Source organism: Aromatoleum diolicum (assembly GCF_012910955.1).
Taxonomy (GTDB): domain Bacteria; phylum Pseudomonadota; class Gammaproteobacteria; order Burkholderiales; family Rhodocyclaceae; genus Aromatoleum; species Aromatoleum diolicum.
Map to the genome: position 1 here is coordinate 24,609 of NZ_WTVQ01000024.1, position 20,490 is coordinate 45,098.

15 protein-coding genes are annotated in these 20,490 nt (G+C 63.0%); 14 read left to right on the top strand and 1 reads right to left on the bottom strand.

Going from position 1 to position 20,490, the window contains the following annotated elements; translation table 11 throughout:
• Nucleotides 1-18: 18 nt before the first annotated feature.
• The 14 genes from GPA25_RS14550 (at nt 19) to GPA25_RS14615 (ending at nt 18,663) form a co-directional block, all read left to right on the top strand.
• Entirely contained in the window at nt 19-1,038 is a 1,020-nt protein-coding gene (locus tag GPA25_RS14550) for an XrtA-associated tyrosine autokinase (RefSeq protein ID WP_169261132.1), read from the top strand.
• Nucleotides 1,039-1,060: 22 nt separating this feature from the next.
• Complete coding sequence (locus GPA25_RS14555; RefSeq protein WP_169261133.1) at nt 1,061-2,551, top strand: TIGR03016 family PEP-CTERM system-associated outer membrane protein; 1,491 nt, start codon at nt 1,061-1,063, stop codon at nt 2,549-2,551.
• Between the two features lie 11 nt (nt 2,552-2,562).
• Nucleotides 2,563-3,657, top strand: a complete 1,095-nt coding sequence (locus tag GPA25_RS14560) for an XrtA/PEP-CTERM system-associated ATPase (RefSeq protein WP_169261134.1) — start codon at nt 2,563-2,565, stop codon at nt 3,655-3,657.
• Entirely contained in the window at nt 3,647-4,792 is a 1,146-nt protein-coding gene (wecB, locus tag GPA25_RS14565; protein WP_169261135.1) for a non-hydrolyzing UDP-N-acetylglucosamine 2-epimerase, read from the top strand. The genes GPA25_RS14560 and wecB overlap by 11 nt, the downstream gene beginning before the upstream one ends.
• A 10-nt stretch (nt 4,793-4,802) precedes the next feature.
• On the top strand, nt 4,803-5,642 hold the full coding sequence (locus GPA25_RS14570; RefSeq protein ID WP_169261136.1) for an XrtA system polysaccharide deacetylase: 840 nt from the start codon (nt 4,803-4,805) through the stop codon (nt 5,640-5,642).
• Nucleotides 5,643-5,665: 23 nt separating this feature from the next.
• Nucleotides 5,666-6,703, top strand: coding sequence for a FemAB family XrtA/PEP-CTERM system-associated protein (locus GPA25_RS14575; protein WP_169261137.1), 1,038 nt, complete (start codon nt 5,666-5,668; stop codon nt 6,701-6,703).
• Nucleotides 6,700-9,120 carry a TIGR03087 family PEP-CTERM/XrtA system glycosyltransferase gene (locus GPA25_RS24305; RefSeq protein ID WP_343034939.1) on the top strand — a complete coding sequence of 807 codons (2,421 nt, stop codon included), beginning with the start codon at nt 6,700-6,702 and terminating at the stop codon, nt 9,118-9,120. The genes GPA25_RS14575 and GPA25_RS24305 overlap by 4 nt, the downstream gene beginning before the upstream one ends.
• 17 nt (nt 9,121-9,137) lie before the next feature.
• On the top strand, nt 9,138-11,066 hold the full coding sequence (locus tag GPA25_RS14585; protein WP_169261138.1) for an XrtA/PEP-CTERM system amidotransferase: 1,929 nt from the start codon (nt 9,138-9,140) through the stop codon (nt 11,064-11,066).
• A 3-nt stretch (nt 11,067-11,069) separates the two neighbouring features.
• Nucleotides 11,070-12,269, top strand: coding sequence for a TIGR04063 family PEP-CTERM/XrtA system glycosyltransferase (locus tag GPA25_RS14590; protein ID WP_169261139.1), 1,200 nt, complete (start codon nt 11,070-11,072; stop codon nt 12,267-12,269).
• Complete coding sequence (xrtA, locus tag GPA25_RS14595) at nt 12,266-13,855, top strand: exosortase A (RefSeq protein ID WP_169261140.1); 1,590 nt, start codon at nt 12,266-12,268, stop codon at nt 13,853-13,855. Before GPA25_RS14590 ends, xrtA begins: the two co-directional genes overlap by 4 nt.
• A gap of 118 nt (nt 13,856-13,973) precedes the next feature.
• Complete coding sequence (locus tag GPA25_RS14600) at nt 13,974-15,110, top strand: glycosyltransferase (protein ID WP_246265701.1); 1,137 nt, start codon at nt 13,974-13,976, stop codon at nt 15,108-15,110.
• Nucleotides 15,111-15,153: 43 nt separating this feature from the next.
• Nucleotides 15,154-15,939, top strand: a complete 786-nt coding sequence (locus GPA25_RS14605; RefSeq protein ID WP_246265702.1) for a sulfotransferase — start codon at nt 15,154-15,156, stop codon at nt 15,937-15,939.
• A 4-nt stretch (nt 15,940-15,943) separates the two neighbouring features.
• Complete coding sequence (locus GPA25_RS14610) at nt 15,944-17,320, top strand: phenylacetate--CoA ligase family protein (RefSeq protein WP_169261142.1); 1,377 nt, start codon at nt 15,944-15,946, stop codon at nt 17,318-17,320.
• On the top strand, nt 17,308-18,663 hold the full coding sequence (locus tag GPA25_RS14615; protein ID WP_169261143.1) for a putative O-glycosylation ligase, exosortase A system-associated: 1,356 nt from the start codon (nt 17,308-17,310) through the stop codon (nt 18,661-18,663). The genes GPA25_RS14610 and GPA25_RS14615 overlap by 13 nt, the downstream gene beginning before the upstream one ends.
• Here the strand turns inward: GPA25_RS14615 and GPA25_RS14620 are convergent.
• The gene (locus tag GPA25_RS14620) at nt 18,611-20,470 is read right to left on the bottom strand and encodes an asparagine synthetase B family protein (protein WP_169261144.1); all 1,860 of its coding nucleotides are present in this window, start codon (nt 20,468-20,470) and stop codon (nt 18,611-18,613) included. The genes GPA25_RS14615 and GPA25_RS14620 overlap by 53 nt on opposite strands.
• Between the last annotated feature and the right edge of the window lie 20 nt (nt 20,471-20,490).

Below are 20,490 nucleotides of genomic sequence, written 5' to 3' on the forward strand. Positions count from 1 at the left end.
ATCGGGAGAGTTCGATCCATGAGTCTCATTGAAAAGGCAGTCGAGCGGCTTGACCAGCTCAAACGGGCCGAAGCGGCGCCGACGCAGGGTGCCCCCGGTGCAAGCGGAGCGCTTGCCCCCCGCGATGGGGGTGCGCGCGTCGATCGGCTTGAGCCCGATGGCGATGTGTCGACTCCGGATACGGCTGCGCCGGCTGTCACGGCGCGCTCCGCCGCGACGCCCGAAACGCTCGACGGGCCGCGCGTGGCGGCGGCTGGCGGTCGCGAGGTAAGGGTGGATCTTGCCCGGCTGACGCAGTTCGGCATGGTTACGCCGAATCAGCCGCGTTCCGCCATCGCCGAGGAGTTTCGCGTGATCAAGCGGCCGTTGATTCGCAACACCCAGGGCAAAGGGGCAGCGGCGATCGAAAGCGCCAACCTGATCATGGTCACCAGTGCGCTGCCCGGTGAGGGGAAGTCGTTCACCGCAATCAACCTCGCGATGAGTATCGCGATGGAGCTCGATCACACGGTGCTGCTGGTCGATGCCGACTTTTCCCGTCCGTCGATACTGCAGCGCCTCGGACTGGCGCCAGAGAAAGGCCTGATGGATGTGTTGGTCGGCGATGTTTCCGATCTGTCGGAAGTCATGTTGCGCACCAATATTGAAAAGCTGTCGATTCTTCCGGCCGGGATGGCACACCAGCGGGCGACGGAGCTGATCGCGTCGGATGCGATGAACCGCATGCTGGAGGAAATGGCCACCCGCTACGCTGAACGCATCATTGTGTTCGATTCGCCGCCCTTGCTGGCGACGACCGAGGCACGCGTGCTGGCGACGCATATGGGCCAGGTGGTTGTGGTCGTCGAGTCGGGCCGAACCACGCATGGTGCGGTGAAACAGGCATTGGCGACAATCGAGTCTTGTCCGGTAAAGCTGCTGCTGCTGAACAAGGCGAGCGAAGGCGGTCGGGGCAGCCTCTATGGTTACGGATACGGTTACGGATATGGTTACGGTGCCGATGCACGCTCCGATTCCCCGCCCGAAGCGGCGATCTGATGTGGTGCGAGGAACTCGCTCAGTGACAACAGCCAGAGCGCTGGTGCTTGCGGGAGCCGTTGCCCTGCTGGGTACCGCGCAAGCGCAGACCGTGCTGGTGCGACCCCAGATCGATGCGCGATTGAGCTACAAGGACGGCTCAGGGAGAGATGGTAATGGTGGGGATTTTATAGCGGAGGTATCCCCTGGCATCTCGATCCTGCGTGAGAGCGGCCGCTTCAACGGTAGCCTGAATGCGCGTTTGCGTAACGTGGCGCATTTTAGCGAATCTGATCGCAACGATACGTTCCTGTCGCTGCATGGACGCGGTGAGATCGAGGCCGTGGAGCGCATGTTGTTCGTCGATATGGACGCCGCGGTCACCCGAAACAACCGTTCACAACTGAGCGGCAGACTCGTTGGCGATCCATTTGACACTGAAAATGCAAATGAAACGCGTACGTTCGGTGTTGGTCCGCGCCTGCACTTCACCCTGGGGGCTGAGACCCGCGGCATGCTTAGTTACATGAGCCGCTGGATGACTGGTAGCGGCGGGCTTGGCCGTCGCCGCGAAGGCGATGGGCACGCGCAACTGTCCAATCCGGTTCAGTTCGGACGCATCGGTTGGGGCCTCGATTACCGCCGGTCCGACAACGACTACGGTGATGTCAGCAGCAACAAGGCGGTGTCCGAAGAAAACGCGCGTGCAACGCTGTATGCGACAGTGACACCGCAGTTCCGCTTGCGGGGGATCGTCGGTTACGAGTCGAACGATTACGAAGAGAGTTCGGGCGACAAAAGCACGATCGTCGGTGGCGGGTTTGATTGGAATCCGACCGAGCGAACGACCATTTCGGCCACCACGGAGAAGCGCATTTTTGGGCGAGGCTACGATGTTCAGTTCAGCCATCGCCGTTCGTCGTCACTTTGGAATCTGTCCTTGTCGCGCGATATTTCTTCATCGATGCAGGCTCAAGGGTTTGACGTGTTCAGCGATCCGGAATTTCGCGGCCTTTACGATGCACTTGCACAAGTGCTTCCGGATCCGATCCAGCGTGAGGCCTTCGTACGCTTTCTGCTTGGCTATCCACCCATCGGCCAGCGTCTTGGTGTCTTGACGAACGTGCACCTGGTTTCGCGCAATTTCAACGGCAGCGTGTCGCTGCTGGGGGTACGCAACGTGCTGACGATCGTATTGCAGCAATCTGAGCGCAGTAGGCTGGGCTCAGCGTTGGCGACCGATGCGAGCGACGATTTTGCGCGCTTTGAAACCGTGAAGACGCGATCGATGACGATGACACTGAGTCACCGCCTTTCGCAGCATATGACGCTTAATGCCAGTGTGTTGCGTTCGCGGGCCGAAGGCTCGGGCGGTGCGAGCGCGGCGACCGAGCGGAGTCTCTTCAGTGTCGGGGTCACCAGGCAGTTCGGGCCAAATACGTCGGGTGGGTTGCGTTTTTCACATCAGCGATCGGACGGCGAGAGTGATTTCTCCGAGAATGTGCTGATGGCCAATCTGGGAATTAGTTTCTGACCGGGTATGGAATGTACGAATCCTTTTTCAAGCTTCGCGCGAAACCGTTTCAGCTGAATCCCGACCCGGCTTTCTTTTATGGCAGCCGGGGGCATCGCCGGGCGATGGCGTATCTCGAATACGGCTTGCATCAGAATGAGGGTTTCATCGTCGTTACCGGTGAAATCGGGGCGGGGAAGACGACATTGGTGCGCAGCCTGCTGGAGCGTCTTGATCCAGAGAAAGTGGTGGCGGCAAATCTGGTAAGCACCCAGGTTGATGAGAACGACATCCTGCGGATGGTCGCCGCGGCATTCGGTGTTCCCTGCCGATCGCTCGACAAGGCGGGACTCCTGCTCGCCTTGGAAACTTTCTTCGTGTCGCTGGCGGCGGCGGGCAAGCGCGCGCTGCTGATCGTCGATGAAGCGCAGAATCTGAGTCCGCTGGCGGTCGAGGAGCTGCGCATGCTGTCGAATTTTCAGCTGGAAGACCACGCCCTGCTGCAGAGCTTTCTGGTCGGGCAGCCGGAATTCCGCGAGATCATGCAGAGTCCGCAGATGCAGCAGCTGCGTCAGCGCGTGATCGCGTCTTATCACCTGGGGCCGATGGATGCGGCGGAAACGCGCGCGTACATTGAACACCGTCTGCACCATGTGGGCTGGCAGGCCGATCCGGCCTTCGATGCTGACGTTTTCGGTGTGATCTACACGCACTCGGGCGGAGTGCCGCGGCGCATCAACACACTCTGCGACCGCTTGATGCTGGCGGCGTTCCTCGCTGACCGGCATACGATCGGCGAAGCCGATGTGCAGGAGGTGGTGGCGGAGTTGAAGGAGGAGTTCGCGACGCCGGCGACGCGTGCCTCCGGCGTGAAAGCGGGTGCGAACGGTAGTGGGCATGCGCCGGCGGGGCTTGCCCTCGGTGCAATCGACCCGCATCGCCTGCATGTTTCGGACAAGCTCGCCGATCAGGTCGCCGGCATGGCTGCAAACTTCGACGTGCGGCGCATCGAGGCGCGAATCGCGGGGCTGGAGCAGTCGATGGCGGCAACGCTGGACGTGCTCAACCAGTTGTTGCAGGCGGTACGCCGTGACGATGCTGCCGGGGACAGCCCCCATGAGCACTGAAACGCGTGGTGATGCGCCGGTAATCTGCGTGGTCGGGGCGCGCCCCAACTACATGAAGATGGCGCCGATCATGCGTGCGCTCGCGGCCCATCAGCCGTCGCTGCGCACGCTGCTGGTGCACACCGGTCAGCACTACGATGCGGCGATGAACGACCGGCTGTTTGCGGATCTTGCTTTGCCGCGTCCGAACGTGAATCTGGAGGTCGGCTCGGGCAGTCACGCGGTGCAGACGGCCGAGGTGATGAAGCGCTTCGAGCCGGTGATCGACGCCCACGGTGCGCGCGCGGTGCTGGTGGTCGGGGATGTGAATTCGACGCTGGCCTGTGCCTTGGTGGCGGCCAAACGCGATGTGCCGGTGGTGCATGTGGAATCGGGCTTGCGCAGCAATGACCGCCGCATGCCCGAAGAGATCAACCGCATTCTGACTGACCAGATTTCGGACATCCTATACACGACCGAACGCAGCGCGCATGCGAATCTGGCACGCGAGGGCATTCCCGCCGAGCGTGCGGTTTTTGTCGGCAATGTGATGATCGACAGCCTGCTCGCAAACTTGCCGAAGGCGCCACCGCCGGTGGAGTTGCTGGCCGCCGCAGGTTACGGGCCGGAGCGTATTGCCGGTGGTTATGGCGTGGTGACGCTGCATCGGCCGTCGAACGTCGATCACCCGCAGACGCTGGGGCCGATCATCGACGCACTGCGCGATATCAGTGTGCGGCTGCCGCTGGTGTTTGCGCTGCACCCGCGCACGCGCAACAACCTCGACTGTTTCGGCATGCAGGATCGGCTGGACCTGCCGGGTTTTATCATCCTGCCGCCGCAGGGCTATCTGGAAATGCTCGGCCTGATGGCGAGCGCGAGCATGGTGCTGACCGATTCGGGCGGGATTCAGGAAGAAACAACCGCGCTTGGTGTGCCCTGCCTGACGATACGTGAGAACACCGAGCGGCCGATCACTGTTGAGCAGGGCACCAATACGCTGGTCGGTGTTGACCCGGATGCATTGCGTGCAGCGGCGGAAGCCGTTCTTGCCGGAGGCGGCAAGCGTGGGCGGATACCGGAATACTGGGACGGACGTGCCGCGGAGCGCATCGCTGCCCACCTCGGTAGCTGGTTGACGGCGCACGAGGGATAAGGGCCGTGCGATGAGCAAACTGATCGTCAACGCGCTGACCATCGATGTGGAAGATTACTTCCAGGTTTCCGCGTTGGCGCCGCATTTTCCGCGCAGTGATTGGGAACAGGTGCCGTGCCGGGTCGAGCGCAATGTGGACCTGATTCTCGGCTTGCTCGACGAACATGGAGCGACGGCAACCTTCTTCACGTTGGGCTGGATCGCAGAGCGTTACCCTCAACTGGTGCGACGCATTGCGGAGTCCGGGCACGAGATTGCCAGCCACGGTTATGGCCACGAGCGTGCCAGCACGCAATCGCGTGAACTCTTTCTCGCGGATATCGTGCTGGCGAAGGCGGTGCTGGAGGATATTGCCGGGCAGCGCATCATCGGTTACCGCGCGCCCAGCTTTTCGATCGGAAAGGGCAATCTCTGGGCACACGACTGCATCGCTCAGGCGGGCTATGTATACAGTTCCAGCGTGTATCCGGTGCGTCACGATCATTACGGGATGCCCGATGCGCCGCGCTTTCCGTATCGGTTGGAGAGCGGGTTGCTGGAGGTGCCGGTCACGACGATGCGCTGGCTGGGGCGTAACTGGCCGGCGGGCGGCGGCGGCTATTTCCGCCTGTTGCCGTATGCGGTCTCGCGCTGGCAGATCGGACGGGTGAATCGCGCCGATGGTCGGGCGGCAATCTTCTATTTTCATCCGTGGGAGGTCGATCCTGAACAGCCGCGCGTGCGCGATGCGACGGCCAGGACGCGCTTTCGCCATTACGTGAATCTCGCGCGGACCGAGGGGCGCCTGCGGTGCCTGCTGCGCGATTTTGTCTGGGGCCGAGCGGACCACGTTTTCGGCGCCGCCGACTGAGTCCGCATACGGGAGCAAAGTTGATGGATAGACCGCCTTTGCTCGTGAAACAACTCGGCGAGGCTGACCGGGTGCGATGGGATGCGTTCGTGCGCGCCTGTCCCGACGCGACGTTTTTCCATCTTTCTGCGTGGCGGGACATCATTCGTGACGTGTTCCGACACCGGACCTTTTTTCTGTTCGCCGAGCGCGCGGGGGAGATCGTCGCGGTGCTGCCGCTGGCGGAAGTCAATAGCCGCTTGTTCGGACATGCGCTGACCTCGCTGCCGTTCTGCGTGTACGGCGGGATTGCCGGCGCGGCGGATGCCGTTGCGCCGCTGGAGGCGGAGGCGGAGGCGCTGGCGCGACGACTGGGGGTGCAGCATCTCGAGTTTCGCAATCTGGGTGTGCGCCATGCGGACTGGCCGCGGCAGGATCTCTACGTGACTTTCCGCAAGGAAATTCTGCCCGACGATGAGGCGAACCTGCTGGCGATTCCGCGCAAGCAGCGTGCGATGGTGCGCAAGGCGATCAGGAACGGGCTGGCGAGCGAGATCGATGCCGACGTCGAGCGCTTTTTCGCGCTGTATGCCGGCAATGTGCTGCGCCATGGCACACCGGCATTGCCGAAGGCGTTCTTCGAGCGGCTGATGCAGGCCTTCGGCGGCGACTGTGAAGTGCTGACAGTCACCGACACGGATGGAACGGCCGTGTCGAGTGTTCTGAGTTTCTATTTCCGCGACGAAGTGTTGCCGTATTACGCGGGTGATGCGGTGGTGGCGCGCGATCTTGCCGCCAACGACTTCAAATACTGGGAATTGATGCGGCGCGCGTGCGCGCGTGGTTATCGCCTGTTCGACTTCGGCCGTAGCAAGGTCGGGACGGGGCCGTATGGTTTCAAGAAGAACTGGGGTTTCGAGCCGACACCGCTGTCGTACGAGTACCGCCTGTACAAGCGCGATGCGGTGCCGCAGAACAATCCCATGAATCCGAAATACCGTGCCTTCATCGCGCTGTGGCGCAGGCTGCCGCTTCGGGTGGCGAACGCCTTGGGGCCGCATATCGTGCGCAATCTCGGATGACGATGGATAACCGGCCGGCACTGCTCTATCTGGTGCATCGCATTCCGTATCCGCCGAACAAGGGCGACAAGGTACGATCGTTCAACATCCTGCGCCATCTGGCCCGCTCTTATCGGGTGTATCTGGGCACCTTTGTCGATCATCCGGAGGATCGGGCACATGTGGAGTGCCTGCGTGAATGGTGCGCCGAGGTGCATGCGGTGGATCTGGCGCCGCGTTGGGCCCGGATTGCGAGTCTGACGGGCTTGTTGAGCGGCGAGGCCCTGAGCCTGCCGTATTACCGCGATGCCGGCCTGCGGGCTTGGGTGCGCGGGATCGTGCGTTTGCATGGGGTCCGCCATGCGGTGGCCTTTTCGGGGCCGATGGCGCAGTACCTGGACGTGCAAGGGCTGGAAAGACGCATCGCGGATTTTTGCGATGTGGATTCGGCGAAGTGGTTGGAGTATGCCGTCAAGCGGCGCTGGCCGATGTCGTGGTTGTACCGGCGGGAAGGCGAGAGGCTGCTCGTGTTCGAGCGGAAGATGGCGGGGGTCGCCGATGCGAGCCTGTTCGTGACCGAGGCTGAAGCGGGATTGTTCCGGCAACTGGCGCCGGAAGCGGCGAGCCGTGTTTGGGCGATGCCGAACGGGGTCGATGCGGCATTCTTTTCTCCCGAGCAGGCATATCCCGATCCGTATCCGGACGGTGGGCCGGTGGTGGCGTTTACCGGCGCAATGGATTACTGGCCGAACGTCGATGCGGTGACCTGGTTCGTGCAGGCGATTCTTCCCGCGATCCGCAGTGTGCGTCCGGACGTGCGTTTCTATATCGTTGGCATGAATCCGTCGCCCGCGGTGCTCGCGCTGGCGGGTTCCGGGGTGGTGGTCACCGGCAGCGTGCCCGATGTGCGCCCCTGGCTGGCGCACGCCGACGTGCTTGCGGCGCCGCTGAGGGTGGCGCGCGGGATCCAGAACAAGGTGCTGGAAGCGATGGCGATGGGCCGGCCGGTGGTTGTTTCGGCGCCCGCGGCGGTCGGTCTTGCGGGAACGGCAGGGGTCGATTTCGACACTGCCGAGGGTGCCGAGGCGTTTGCCGGGCGCATTTCGGCCTTGCTCGGGCATGCGCCGCGGCGCAAGCGGATGGGGCATGCGGCGCGCGCGTGCGTACTCGCAGCGTACAGCTGGGAAGCGCACTTGACGCGGCTGGACGTGTTGCTGGGAACATCGGCGGATCAGGCCCCGGTGCCGCTCAGAGTGCGTGAATGGGCTGATGACGATCCGCGTCCGTTGGTGGTGCATGTGGTGTACCGGTTCGAGGTCGGCGGGCTGGAAAACGGCGTGGTGAATCTGATCAATCATCTGCCGCCAAGCCGCTTTCGCCATGCCGTCGTCGCACTGACCGAATGCGTGCCGGAGTTCTGCGCGCGGGTGCTGCATGATGACGTGCATTTCTTCTCGCTGCACAAGCCGCCGGGGCATGGCTTCAAGCTTTATCCCGCGCTGTATCGGCTGTTTTGCCAATTGCGTCCCGCAATCGTGCATACGCGCAACCTTGCCGCACTGGAAGCCGTAGTGCCCGCGTGGGCGGCCGGCGTGCCGGTGCGGGTGCATGGCGAGCATGGCTGGGATGTGTCCGACCCTGATGGCACGCGTCGCCGGTTTCGTATCATGCGCCGCCTGTATCGTCCATTCGTGACCCAGTACATAGCGCTGTCCAATCATCTGCAGTCATATTTGACCTCGTACGTCGGAGTCGTGCCGGGACGGGTCGTGCGTATCTGCAACGGGGTCGATACGGTGCGCTTCCGGCCGGCGCACGGCGCGCGCGAAGTCCCGTCCGATTCGCCGTTTCGGGAAGCCGGGCTGCGCGTGATCGGGACGGCGGGGCGGCTGCAGGCGATCAAGGATCCGCTGAATCTGGTGCGGGCGTTTGCGCTGCTGGTAGAGCGCGAGCCGGAGCGGACACAGCAGCTGCGCCTGATGATTGTCGGCGATGGGCCCTTGCGGGATGCGGTGGAGCACGAAATTGCGCGTAACCGGATCGGTGAGCGGGTATGGTTGACGGGCGAACGACGTGATGTGCCGGAGGCGATGCGGGCGATGGACATCTTCGTGCTGCCTTCGCGGGCGGAAGGGATCTCCAACACCATCCTGGAGGCGATGGCCTGCGGCTTGCCGGTGATCGCCACACGCGTGGGGGGCAATCCGGAGCTGGTCGTGGACGGCGAAACGGGGATGCTGGTGCCGGCGGAGGACAGTGCCGCGCTGGCCGATGCGCTGGCGCACTATCTGGCCGATGGCGAACTTGCACGGGCGCATGGCCGGGCGGGGCGGCAGCGCGCGGAGGGGGAATTCAGTATCGACGGCATGGTCGCCCGCTATGGCGGCCTGTATGAGTCCTTGCTTGATGCGGCGGGGCGCCCTGCGCCCGCAACCTGACTGAAGGGGAAGCGCCGATGTGCGGAATTGCCGGACTGTTCCACACCCGCGACAAGCGCGAGTTTTCGCGCGATCTCGTGCAACGCATGAACGACATCCAGCACCACCGCGGGCCGGACGAGGGAGGCGTGCATTTCGAACCGGGCGTGGCGTTGGCGCACCGGCGCTTGTCGATCATCGACCTGTCGACCGGCCAACAGCCGCTGTTCAATGAAGACGGTTCGGTTGCCGTGGTGTTTAACGGCGAGATCTACAACTATCAGGAACTGGTTCCCGAGCTGGAGCAATGCGGCCACCGTTTCCACACCCGCAGCGACACCGAGGTCATCGTCCATGCCTGGGAAGAATGGGGCGAGGACTGCGTGCGACGTTTTCGCGGCATGTTCGCGTTTGTGCTGTGGGATCGTAACCGCGACACGCTGTTTCTCGCGCGTGACCGCCTGGGGGTGAAACCGCTGCACTATGCGCTGCTGCCCGACGGCACGTTTGCGTTCGGCTCCGAACTCAAGGTGCTGATGCAGCATCCGGCGCTGGACCGGAGCATCGACCCGTACGCGGTGGAGGAGTATTTTGCCTTGGGCTATGTCGCCGAGCCGCGCACGATCTTCAGTGGCGCGAAAAAGCTCGGGCCGGCCGAAACGCTGACGATCCGGCGCGGCGAGCCAGTGCCAGCGCCGAAAAGCTACTGGGACGTGCGATTCACGCTCGACAACCCGCTCAGCCTCGCAGACGCTACCGCCGAACTGAGCGAGCGGCTGCGCGAATCAGTGCGCTTGCGCATGATCGCGGACGTGCCGCTGGGCGCCTTCCTTTCCGGTGGCGTCGATTCGAGCGCCGTGGTCGCGACCATGGCGGGCCTGTCGAACGAGCCCGTGAATACCTGCTCGATCGCGTTCGATGATCCGGCCTTCAACGAATCCGCCTTTGCGCAGCAGGTTGCGGACCGCTATCGCACGAACCATTACGTCGAAATCGTCCAGTCCGATGACTTCGACCTGATCGACACGCTGGCGGACCTGTACGACGAACCGTATGCCGACAGCTCCGCGATTCCCACTTACCGGGTCTGTCAGCTGGCGCGCAAGAAGGTGACCGTGGCGCTGTCGGGCGACGGCGGCGACGAGAGTTTTGGCGGGTATCGACGCTATCGCCTGCACATGATGGAAGAGAAGCTGCGTGCGAGCCTGCCGCTGGGCGTGCGCCGGCCGATGTTCGGCATGCTCGGGCGCCTGTATCCGAAGGCAGACTGGGCGCCGCGGGTGCTGCGCGCGAAGACCACTTTCCAGGCGCTGGCGCGCGATTCGGTGCAGGCCTATTTCCACTCGGTGTCGATTCTGCGCGACGACCTGCGCCGGCAGCTGTATTCGAGTGCCTTCAAGGCGCAACTGGGTGGCTACAGCGCGCTGGAGGTGTTTCGTCGCCACGCCGGCACCGCCGGGACCGACGATCCGTTGGCGCTGGTCCAGTATCTCGACCTGAAGACCTATCTTGTCGGCGACATCAACACCAAGGTGGACCGCGCGAGCATGGCGCACTCGCTCGAAGTGCGCGAGCCGCTGATGGATCATCCGCTGGTCGAATGGCTGGCTACGCTGCCGTCCGGGCTGAAGGTAAAAGGGCGAGAAGGCAAGTATCTGTTCAAGAAGGCGATGGAACCGATGTTGCCGAGCGAGGTGTTGTACCGCCCCAAGATGGGGTTTTCCGTGCCGTTGGCGCGCTGGTTCCGTGGCCCGCTGAAGGCGCGTGTCCGCGAGGCCATGCTCGGCGAAACGCTTGCGGCTACCGGCCTGTTCAACACCGACACGCTGCGCCATCTGGTCGATGCGCATCAGTCGGGCGTGCGCGATTACAGCGCCCCCCTGTGGACGCTGATGATGTTCGAGTCCTTCGTGCGCAACAGCGGCGCACTGGCCGAGCGGGTCGAACCGGTACGGGTGGCGGTCTGAATCATGCGCATCCTGCACGTATTCGATCACTCCATCCCGCTGCACAGCGGCTACACCTTCCGCTCGGCGGCGATTCTGCGCGAGCAGCGCGCGCTCGGCTGGGAAACCTTTCATGTGACGTCCCCGAAGCAGGGCAAGGTGGCCGCGGCCGAAGAGGACGTCGATGGGCTGCACTTTTTCCGCACCCCTGCCATTGCGGCCGAAACGCCGGTGATTCGCGAAGTGGCACTGATGCAGGCCTTGGAGGCACGCATCGGCGAGGTTGCCGCCAAGCTGCGACCGGACCTGATTCACGCCCATTCGCCGGTACTCAACGTGCTGCCGGCCCTGCGTGCGGGGCGACGGCTGGGAATACCCGTGGTGTACGAGATCCGGGCGTTCTGGGAGGACGCCGCCGTGGATCATGGCACCACGCGCGAGCATAGCCTGCGCTACCGCCTGACCCATGCGCTGGAAACCTGGGCGCTGAGGCGTGTCGACCATGTGTTCACGATCTGCGAGGGCCTGCGTGCCGACATCGTGTCGCGCGGAATTCCGGCTGAACGAGTGACTGTGATCCCGAATGCGGTGGATATCGAGTCCTTCCAGCTCTCGGGCGAGCCGGATGCGGCGCTCAAGGCCCGCCTCGGTCTGGAAGGCAAGACGGTGATTGGTTTCGTCGGCTCCTTCTACGCCTACGAGGGGCTGGATCTGCTGCTCGATGCGGTGCCGGCCTTGCTTGCACGACAGCCGGACTTGCGCGTGCTGCTGGTGGGCGGTGGTCCGCAGGAGGCGAATCTGAAAGCGCAGGCGGCGCGGTTGGGGATCGCCGAACGCGTGATCTTTACCGGACGGGTGCCGCACGGCGAGGTCAGCCGCTATTACGACTTGATCGACCTGCTGGCTTATCCGCGCCACTCGATGCGCCTGACTGAACTCGTGACACCGCTCAAGCCGCTTGAAGCGATGGCGCAGGGGCGGGTGTTCGTCGCGTCCGACGTCGGGGGGCACAAGGAACTGGTGCGCGACGGCGAAACCGGGCGACTGTTCCGCGCCGGCAGCGCCGCGGCGCTGAGCGAGGCGGTCGGTGGAATGCTCGCGCAGCGCGGACAGTGGGGTGATTATCGCGCCGCCGGGCGGCGTTTTGTCGAAGCCGAGCGCAACTGGCGCACCAGCGTTGCGGCTTATCGAATCCCTTACAACAGACTGGCAGGTATCGCATGAGTGCTCCCGAGCACGAAGTCCCGTTCCGGGCCGATGGCGTTCGACAAGCCGGCGGCACCGTTTCCGGCCGTGGCGCAGCGCAGCACCTGGTCGTGCTGGCGGTGGCGCTGGTGGGCATGCTGTGGTGGTATCGCGATACCGTCGCATCGCTGGTGGAAATCTGGAACCGCTCGGATACCTATGCGCATGGTTTTCTCGTCGCACCGATCTCCATCTGGCTGATCTGGCGAAACCGCGAGCAGTTGCGCAACGTGCCGGTCGCCCCATCGCTGCTCGGCATGCTCATCATGGGCGTCGCCGGGTTCGCCTGGTTGCTGGGCGAACTGGCAGGCGTTGCGAGCGTTTCGCAGTTTGCGCTGGTCGGTATGGTGATTGCGCTGGTGTGGGCGGTGATGGGGACGCAGGTCGCCCGGGCGCTGGCGTTTCCGTTGGGATTCCTGTTCTTCCTGGTGCCGTTTGGCGAGTTCCTGTTCCCGACGATGATGGATCGCACGACCGATTTCGTCATATGGGGGTTGCGGCTGTCGGGGGTGCCGGTCTATGCCGAGGGCCGCAGCCTGGTGATCCCATCCGGGAACTGGGCGGTGGTCGAGGGCTGTAGTGGAGTGCGCTACCTGATCGCCTCGGTGGTCGTGGGGAGCCTGTACGCCCATCTGACCTATCGTTCGCTGCGCAAGCGGCTGATTTTCGTGGCCTTGTCGGTGGCGTTGCCAATTCTTGCGAACTGGCTGCGCGCGTACGGGATTGTGATGCTCGCTCATCTGAGCGATAACCGGCTTGCTGCCGGTGTGGATCATCTGATCTATGGCTGGGTGTTTTTCGGGCTGGTGATGCTCGCGCTGTTCTGGGTGGGTGGTCGCTGGCGCGAGGACCTCGTTCCGGAGTCCCCCGCGGTGTCCCGGGGGCTGGCAACGCGCGCCAGCATGCCGTCGTTGCGGGTCGTGCTTGCAATGCTCGCAGTGGCCCTTGCGATCCCGATGCTGTGGCCCCCGCTGCTCCGCACGCTCAACGCGCAGGGGCAGCACGGCCCGGTGAACCTGCCCGGATTGCAGGCGGGTGCGACGTGGCACAGGGTTGCAGCGGAACGCGTGCCGGAGTGGAAACCGCATTATTCGGGCATGCGCGGCGAACTGCGCGAGGTGTGGGATGGTGGCGGCGCACCGGTGGGTTTGTATGTCGGCTATTACCGCAACCAGCGCCCAGGTGAGGAGCTCATCAATTCGGCGAATCGTGTGCTCAAGTACAAGGACAAGCAGTGGCGCATGGCGGCTTACGGCGAACATACGGCACGCCTCGGTGAGCAGTCGGTGACCGTGCGCGACACGGAAGTCTTCGATGCATCCAGTCGCCTGCTAGTGTGGCACTGGTACTGGGTCGATGGGCGCTGGACCAGCAGCGATTATGTGGCCAAGTTGTATCAGGCGGCTTCGCGACTGCGCGGTGGCGGCGACGACTCGGCAGTGGTCATGATCTATGCACCCGTTCGCACCGATGAGCGCGCGAAAGTCATCGCGACACTCGAAAGATTTGCCCTTGAAATGGGCTCGGAACTCGACGCCGCGCTTGCTCGGGCGATGGAGCACTGAGATGGGTGGAGGGAGACCGAAAATCGTCGTGTTCTCCACGCTTTTCCCGAATGCTGCCCAGCCCGGCGCAGGGCTGTTCATCCGTGAGCGCATGTTTCGCGTCGGGCAGACTCTGCCGATGACGGTGGTTGCGCCAGTGCCGTGGTTTCCATGCCAGTCGCTGATCCGCCTGTGGCGTCCGCATTTCCGGCCCACGGTGCCCTTTCGGGAGAAGCAGAGTGGCATTGACGTCATTCACCCGAAATTCCTGAGTGTTCCCGGGGTGTGCAAGCGACTCGACGGCTTGTTCCTCGCGCTTGGCAGTTTTCGCGTGATGCGAAGCCTCAAGCGATCCGGGCGAATGGATGTCATTGACGCGCACTTCGGATATCCGGACGGATATGCTGCAACCCTGCTGGGGCGATGGTTCCGAACCCCCGTGGCCATCACCTTGCGGGGTACCGAACCGAGACATTCGCGTACCCCGGCTCTCAAGTCCCGGCTCGCGCGCGCGCTGGGCGATGCGACCAGGGTCTTCGCCGTGTCCGAGTCACTGCGCTCGCTGGCCGTACAAATGGGTCTTGCGCCCACAAAAGTGCGAGTGATCGGCAATGGCGTCGATACACTGAGGTTTTATCCGCTTCCACGCGCTCAAGCGCGTGCCGCGCTGGGTTTGCCCGATCAGGTCCCCGTGCTGGTTTCGGTAGGTGGGCTGACTGAACGCAAGGGCTTTCACCGCGTGATCGAGCTGTTGCCGGCATTGGCGCGAGAGTTTCCGGGGCTCGTGTTTCTGATCGTGGGAGGGGCGAGCGCCGAAGGGGACTGGCGCACAACCCTGGAACAGCAGGTGAAGGCCTTGGGTCTTGAACATGTGGTGCGCTTCCTCGGCGTGCTGGCACCGGACGAGCTGAAGGTGCCCTTGTCCGCGGCGGACGTTTTCGTCTTGGCAACCCGGAACGAGGGCTGGGCAAACGTGTTTCTCGAAGCAATGGCCTGCGGACTGCCCGTGGTCACCACCGATGTGGGCGGCAATCGTGAGGTGGTTTGCCGCCCCGAGTTGGGAGTCGTGGTCCCGTTTGGCGATCCGCCCGCCCTTCAGCAGGCGATCGAGGACGCATTGAAAAGAACGTGGGACCGCGGCTTGCTGCGCGCGTATGCATGCGACAACGAGTGGTCCAAGCGTGTCGCCGAACTTACCGGCGAGTTTGCGGCCCTGGTGCAAGTCGAGCCCCCCGGCACTCGGGATGTTGAACTGGAGGGATCGTCTGGTGGGTGAACAAGACCGTATCGGCTACGTTCGGGAGCGGCTGGCGTACAAGATGCTGCTGGTGTCCAAGTTCGCCTACCAGTGGATGCAGCAGAATTCGCCGTGGCAGGTTGTCTTTGTCGCGGGCATGCAGCGGTCCGGGACCAACATGCTGATGGACCGGCTCGAGCGGAGTTTCCTCACCGACGTTTATCACGAACGCGATCCGCGCGCCTTCGACAATTACCGCATGCGCGATCGCGCGACGATTCGTGAGCTCATCAGCCATTCGCGCGCTCCGGCTTTCGTCATCAAGGCTTTGTGCGAGCTGGAGCAGTTGCACGGCCTGATGGATGAGTTTGCGCCCGCAAAAACACTTTGGATCGTGCGGGATTACCGTGATGCCGTGCGTTCCGCACTTGCTTCGTTCGGGAATTTTACCCGACAGGTCCAGCGCATCGTTGCCGATCGCACCGTAAACGACTGGCGTGCCGCGGGCATGTCGGAGGCGACGCACCTGATGGTCGGCAAGCTCTGGCATCCGGGGATGAGTGAAGCATCGGCCGCGGCGCTCATCTGGTATTTTCGCAACACGCTGTTCTTTGAGCAGGGCCTTGACCATGACGCCCGCGTCAGGTTGATCGCATACGAGAGTCTGGTCCAGAACCCGGAAACGGAGTGTCGCTCGATATTCGAATTCCTTGAGATCCCGTTTACCCGTGACATTACGCGTGGCGTATTCTCGACTTCGATCCGGCATCGACCGCTGTCGGAGATTGAAGAGCCCGTTGCGGAGTTGTGCGAAGGGCTTGCACGGCGTTTTGAGGCATGCAGTGCGGGAATTGCCGTACAGGGGTGAGGCGATGATGGATGCGTACACGCGGCTGGTCTCGAAAGTCATCTTTCCCCTTCACGAATGGGCGAAGGGCCACGCTACCATGCGCGTGTGGAAGATGCTCGAGCAAAGCCAGTGGTGGGACCGCGCACGCATCGAGCGGCTGCAGCTGACGCGGTTGCAGGCGTTGCTGCGCCATGCCGGCGAAGCGGTCCCGTATTACCGCAAGTTGTTCGCAGACCACGGCTTCGATGCTCGCGCGATCGCTAGTCTCTCGGATCTGTCCGCCTTGCCGCTTCTCGCAAAGGCGGACATCCGTGACAACCTCGAAGCCATGAAATGCGACACCGCGCGTGGGCTGAAGCGTTTCAATACCGGCGGATCCAGTGGAGAGCCCCTCGTCTTCTTCATCGGCAACGAGCGGGTGAGTCACGACGTGGCGGCCAAATGGCGCGCAACGCGCTGGTGGGGCGTCGATCTCGGCGACCCGGAAATCGTCGTGTGGGGCTCGCCGATCGAGTTGGGGGCACAGGACCGCGTTCGCGCCTGGCGCGACGCCCTGCTGCGCACCGAACTGCTGCCGGCGTTCGAGATGTCGGAACCCCGGCTGGACGAGTTTCTCGCGCGCATCCGCAGGCGCCGCCCGCGCATGCTTTTCGGCTATCCCTCGGCGCTCTCGTGCATCGCCCGTCACGCCGAGGCGCGCGGGGTGCGCATGGATGATCTTGGTGTCCGCGTTGCCTTCTGTACCTCGGAACGGCTTTACGAGGAGCAGCGCAGTGACATCGAACGCGTCTTTGCCTGCCGCGTCGCCAACGGCTACGGCGCCCGCGATGCAGGTTTCATCGCCCATGAATGCCCTGCGGGTGGCATGCACCTGACGGCCGAAGATGTCATCGTCGAGATCGTGGATGCGCAAGGCGCAGCGGTACCGATCGGACATACGGGCGAAATCGTGGTGACCCATCTCGCGACCGGCGAATTCCCGTTCATCCGTTATCGAACCGGCGACATTGGCGCGCTTGACCCGTCTCCATGCGCCTGCGGTCGCGGCCTTCCGCTATTGAGGGACATCCAGGGGCGCAGTACGGATTTTGTGGTTGCGCACGACGGCACCGTGATGCACGGGCTGGCCTTGATCTATGTCGTGCGTGATCTGCCCGAGGTGGCGGCATTCCGGATCGTTCAGGAAAGCCTGGATCTGACCCGTGTCGAAGTGGTGCCCGGTCCCGGCTATGGGCCGGAGACGGTAGCGAGAATCCAGCGGGGTCTGGCGGCGCGACTTGGTCCGGGTGTCAGCATCGACGTGGAGCTGCGAACGGAGATCGCGCCGGAAAAATCCGGCAAGTATCGCTACGTGCAGAGTCGCGTCACTAGCGGCGGAGGGCTCGCATGCGTGACATAGCGGTCACCTTCGTCGTGTTTGCGACACTGCCGCTCATCCTGCGCCGGCCGTGGATCGGAATTATCGTCTGGACGTGGCTGGGCTTCATGAATCCGCATCGCATGGCATGGGGCTTCAGTACGACGATGCCGTTTGCCTATATCGTGGCGGTCACCACGCTCGTGGCGATGCTGTTCTCGAAGGAGGACAAACGCATTCCGTGGGAGCGCGAGTCGGTGGTGCTGGCGCTGTTCGTCGGATGGATGCTTATCACGACGATCTTCGCCGTGTATCCAGGACTGGCGTGGGTGCAGTTCGAAAAAGTCATCAAGATCCAGTTGATGATCTTTGTCGCAATGATGCTGATCAAGACCCCTGAGCGTCTGAAGGTGCTCGTATGGACGATTGCCCTGTCGCTGGCTTTCTATGGCGTCAAGGGTGGCATTTTCACGATCCTGCACGGTGGCGTTCATCGCGTGCAGGGGCCGCCCGGAACCTTCATCGGGGGCAACAACGAGATCGGTCTGGCGCTGGCGATGACCGTGCCGCTACTCTATTTTCTTGCGCGCAGCGTATCCCTGTGGTGGCTGCGCAGCCCGCTCTACGTCATGACGGTCCTGACCGCCCTGGCAGCAATCGGAACCCAGTCACGTGGCGCGTTGCTCGGTATGGGCGCAATGGGGCTGATGTTCTGGTTGAAGTCCCGGCAGAAAGTCCTTGTGGCGCTGCTTGCCGCGGCGTCCGTGTTCGCAGTCGTGCAGGTCATGCCCGAAGCCTGGTACGAGCGGATGCACACGATTCAGTCCTATGAACAGGATCAATCCGCGATTGGGCGCGTTAATGCATGGTGGATGGCATTCAACCTTGCGAAAGATCGCCCGCTCGGCGGCGGATTCGAAACTTTCCAGCGCGGGATGTTTGCGATTTACGCGCCGGACCCGACGAATGTGCGCGATGTTCACAGTGTCTTTTTCGAGGTTATGGGCGAGCACGGATTCTTGGGTCTCGGCCTGTTCCTGTTGATTGCCGTAATGACCTGGCGGAGTGCGGGGACAATCGCGCGCGCGGTGAGGAAGGTGCCTGAGCGTGCATGGATGGGTGACCTGGCGGTAATGGTTCAGGTCAGCCTGATCGCGTATTTCTCGGCCGGCGCATTTCTCGGGATGGCGTATTTCGATTATTACTACAACCTGGTGCTGATCATAGTAGTCGCGAAAGCGATTCTGCGCAGGGAAGGCCTGCTTGGGGATGTGACGAAGAGGGGGGTCGAGGGGGCGTCACCGCTGCATGGCGCGCCCCGGCATCCGGCGCCTATCGCCTCCCGGCACGATCATTCTGTTGCAGCCAAAGTTCGAGCTGGGTGAGCACCCAGATCATGACTCCGTAATACGTGGCGTGATTCGACGAATGCTCGCGCCAAAGGCGTCGCAGATAGTCGGGACGCACGATGCCCCGTTCCCCGAGGCTCGCAAGCGCCTGACTTGCCTGCGTTTGCAGCGCCGTGTTGGTGCCGAGCCAGAGGCCAAAGGGCAGGCCGAAACCGTGCTTCGACTTTGCGATTGTTTCTGCAGGAAGAAGATCCCTCAGTGCATGCTTGAAGAACACCCGCAAGGCATTGCCCCGCACCTTCTGTGCGACGCGCAGCGTTCCCGAGAAAGTCACGAGATCCTCGTCGAGGAATGGGTAGCGCACATCGACGCCAGCCAGTTCGCACATCCGGCCGACCTTGCGCAGATCGCTGTCGGCAAGTGTGATCTTGTGGTCAAGATGCATCATCCGGTCGACCGGCTCCTGCGACGCCGCTCGCAAATACGCTTCGCGCATCAGGGCGAGCGGTCGTTCGGTATCGACCGCGGAGAGGAACTCGCGTTCGAAAATCTCCGGCAGCGGATCCCGGTACAGGAAATTGTATGTTTCGAGGCGATCAGGCAAAGGGATCCTGGCCTGTCGCACATAGCTCTGTGCCTTGCGCAGCGGCATGACGGACGCGGCGTAGGGAAAATTGAGTACGACCGGTTCAATAATCTTGCGCAGCACCGGCGCGAGCCCGTAGTAGCGTTCGAACACGCCCTGCTTGGCGTAGCGTACATTGCCACCAAAGAATTCGTCGCCTCCATCGCCCGCGAGCATCACGGCAATGCCACGCTCCTGTGCGAGCCGGGCGCAAAAATAGGTCGGTACCGCCGATGCGTTACCGAATGGTTCGTCGTACGCGGTTGCGATCATTGGCGCAGCCTCGGCGACATGCTCCGGCGTCACGTAGAACTCGTTTGCTTCGGCGCCAAAATGGCGCGCAGTGATGCGTGCGAACTCAAGTTCGTCGAAGCCGTCGGCATCGAAGCCGATCGAAAACGTGCGGGGGGGGCGGCCGCTGACTTCCCCGAGCAGGCCGGTCACCGTGGAACTGTCCGTTCCTCCCGACAGAAAGGCGCCGCTTGGCTGCGCATCGACCTGTCGCCGCACGGCCTGCCGCAGCAATTCCCTGAAGCGTTCTTCCTGCGAGTGGTTATCTGCATCGATAGCCGGATCGAAGCGCAGCGCCCAGTAGTGGCTTCGAGCAGAATCGTGGGCGGTTGCGACCAGCTGTTGCGCCGGAAGCAGCTTTTCGACGCCGGCGAACACCGTATCCGGGCTCGGTACCATGTGACAGTAAAGGTATTCATAAAGCGCCTGGCGGCTTGTCGACGCATCAACATCGGGGTGGCGTGCGACCGCACGTGCGCTGGTCGAGAAAACCAGCAACGCCCCGACTTTTGCGAAACACATGCGCTCGATGCCGGTGCGGTCCACCGCCAACAACGCCCGTCCGTTCGCAAAGTCGATCAATACCAGCGCGAAGTTTCCCTGCAGGTCTTCCAGCATCCGATCCCCGGCTTCCCGATACCGCGCGATCGCCGCCGCAGCCTGACCTTCCTGGCGCGCAATCTCCGCCGTTGCCGGATGGCTCCAGCGCGGTCGACCGAGCACGGCTGCGGCGCAGCGGGCGTGCGTGTCGTGGGCCAGCGAGCTTGCAGTCGGACCCGCCGCGATACGGCTCGCACCAGGCAGATCCAGGAGATGGGCCGGTTCGGTGATGCCCTCGGCAGCGAGCATCATGTCCAGTGCGCCGGGGGACATGTCGTGGGCGCTGCCGAGGTTTACCCATCCGCACAGGATTCGGTGTGTATTCATTGCTTCGCATCCCTTGAGTC

Coding starts and splice junctions, on each gene's coding strand:
- GPA25_RS14570 (WP_169261136.1), top strand. CDS start 4,803: ATGAGCAAACTGATCGTCAACGCGCTGACCATCGATGTGGAAGATTAC.
- GPA25_RS14610 (WP_169261142.1), top strand. CDS start 15,944: ATGATGGATGCGTACACGCGGCTGGTCTCGAAAGTCATCTTTCCCCTT.
- GPA25_RS14550 (WP_169261132.1), top strand. CDS start 19: ATGAGTCTCATTGAAAAGGCAGTCGAGCGGCTTGACCAGCTCAAACGG.
- GPA25_RS14590 (WP_169261139.1), top strand. CDS start 11,070: ATGCGCATCCTGCACGTATTCGATCACTCCATCCCGCTGCACAGCGGC.
- GPA25_RS24305 (WP_343034939.1), top strand. CDS start 6,700: ATGACGATGGATAACCGGCCGGCACTGCTCTATCTGGTGCATCGCATT.
- GPA25_RS14560 (WP_169261134.1), top strand. CDS start 2,563: ATGTACGAATCCTTTTTCAAGCTTCGCGCGAAACCGTTTCAGCTGAAT.
- wecB (WP_169261135.1), top strand. CDS start 3,647: ATGAGCACTGAAACGCGTGGTGATGCGCCGGTAATCTGCGTGGTCGGG.
- GPA25_RS14615 (WP_169261143.1), top strand. CDS start 17,308: ATGCGTGACATAGCGGTCACCTTCGTCGTGTTTGCGACACTGCCGCTC.
- xrtA (WP_169261140.1), top strand. CDS start 12,266: ATGAGTGCTCCCGAGCACGAAGTCCCGTTCCGGGCCGATGGCGTTCGA.
- GPA25_RS14605 (WP_246265702.1), top strand. CDS start 15,154: ATGCTGCTGGTGTCCAAGTTCGCCTACCAGTGGATGCAGCAGAATTCG.
- GPA25_RS14575 (WP_169261137.1), top strand. CDS start 5,666: ATGGATAGACCGCCTTTGCTCGTGAAACAACTCGGCGAGGCTGACCGG.
- GPA25_RS14600 (WP_246265701.1), top strand. CDS start 13,974: ATGACGGTGGTTGCGCCAGTGCCGTGGTTTCCATGCCAGTCGCTGATC.
- GPA25_RS14620 (WP_169261144.1), bottom strand. CDS start 20,470: ATGAATACACACCGAATCCTGTGCGGATGGGTAAACCTCGGCAGCGCC.
- GPA25_RS14585 (WP_169261138.1), top strand. CDS start 9,138: ATGTGCGGAATTGCCGGACTGTTCCACACCCGCGACAAGCGCGAGTTT.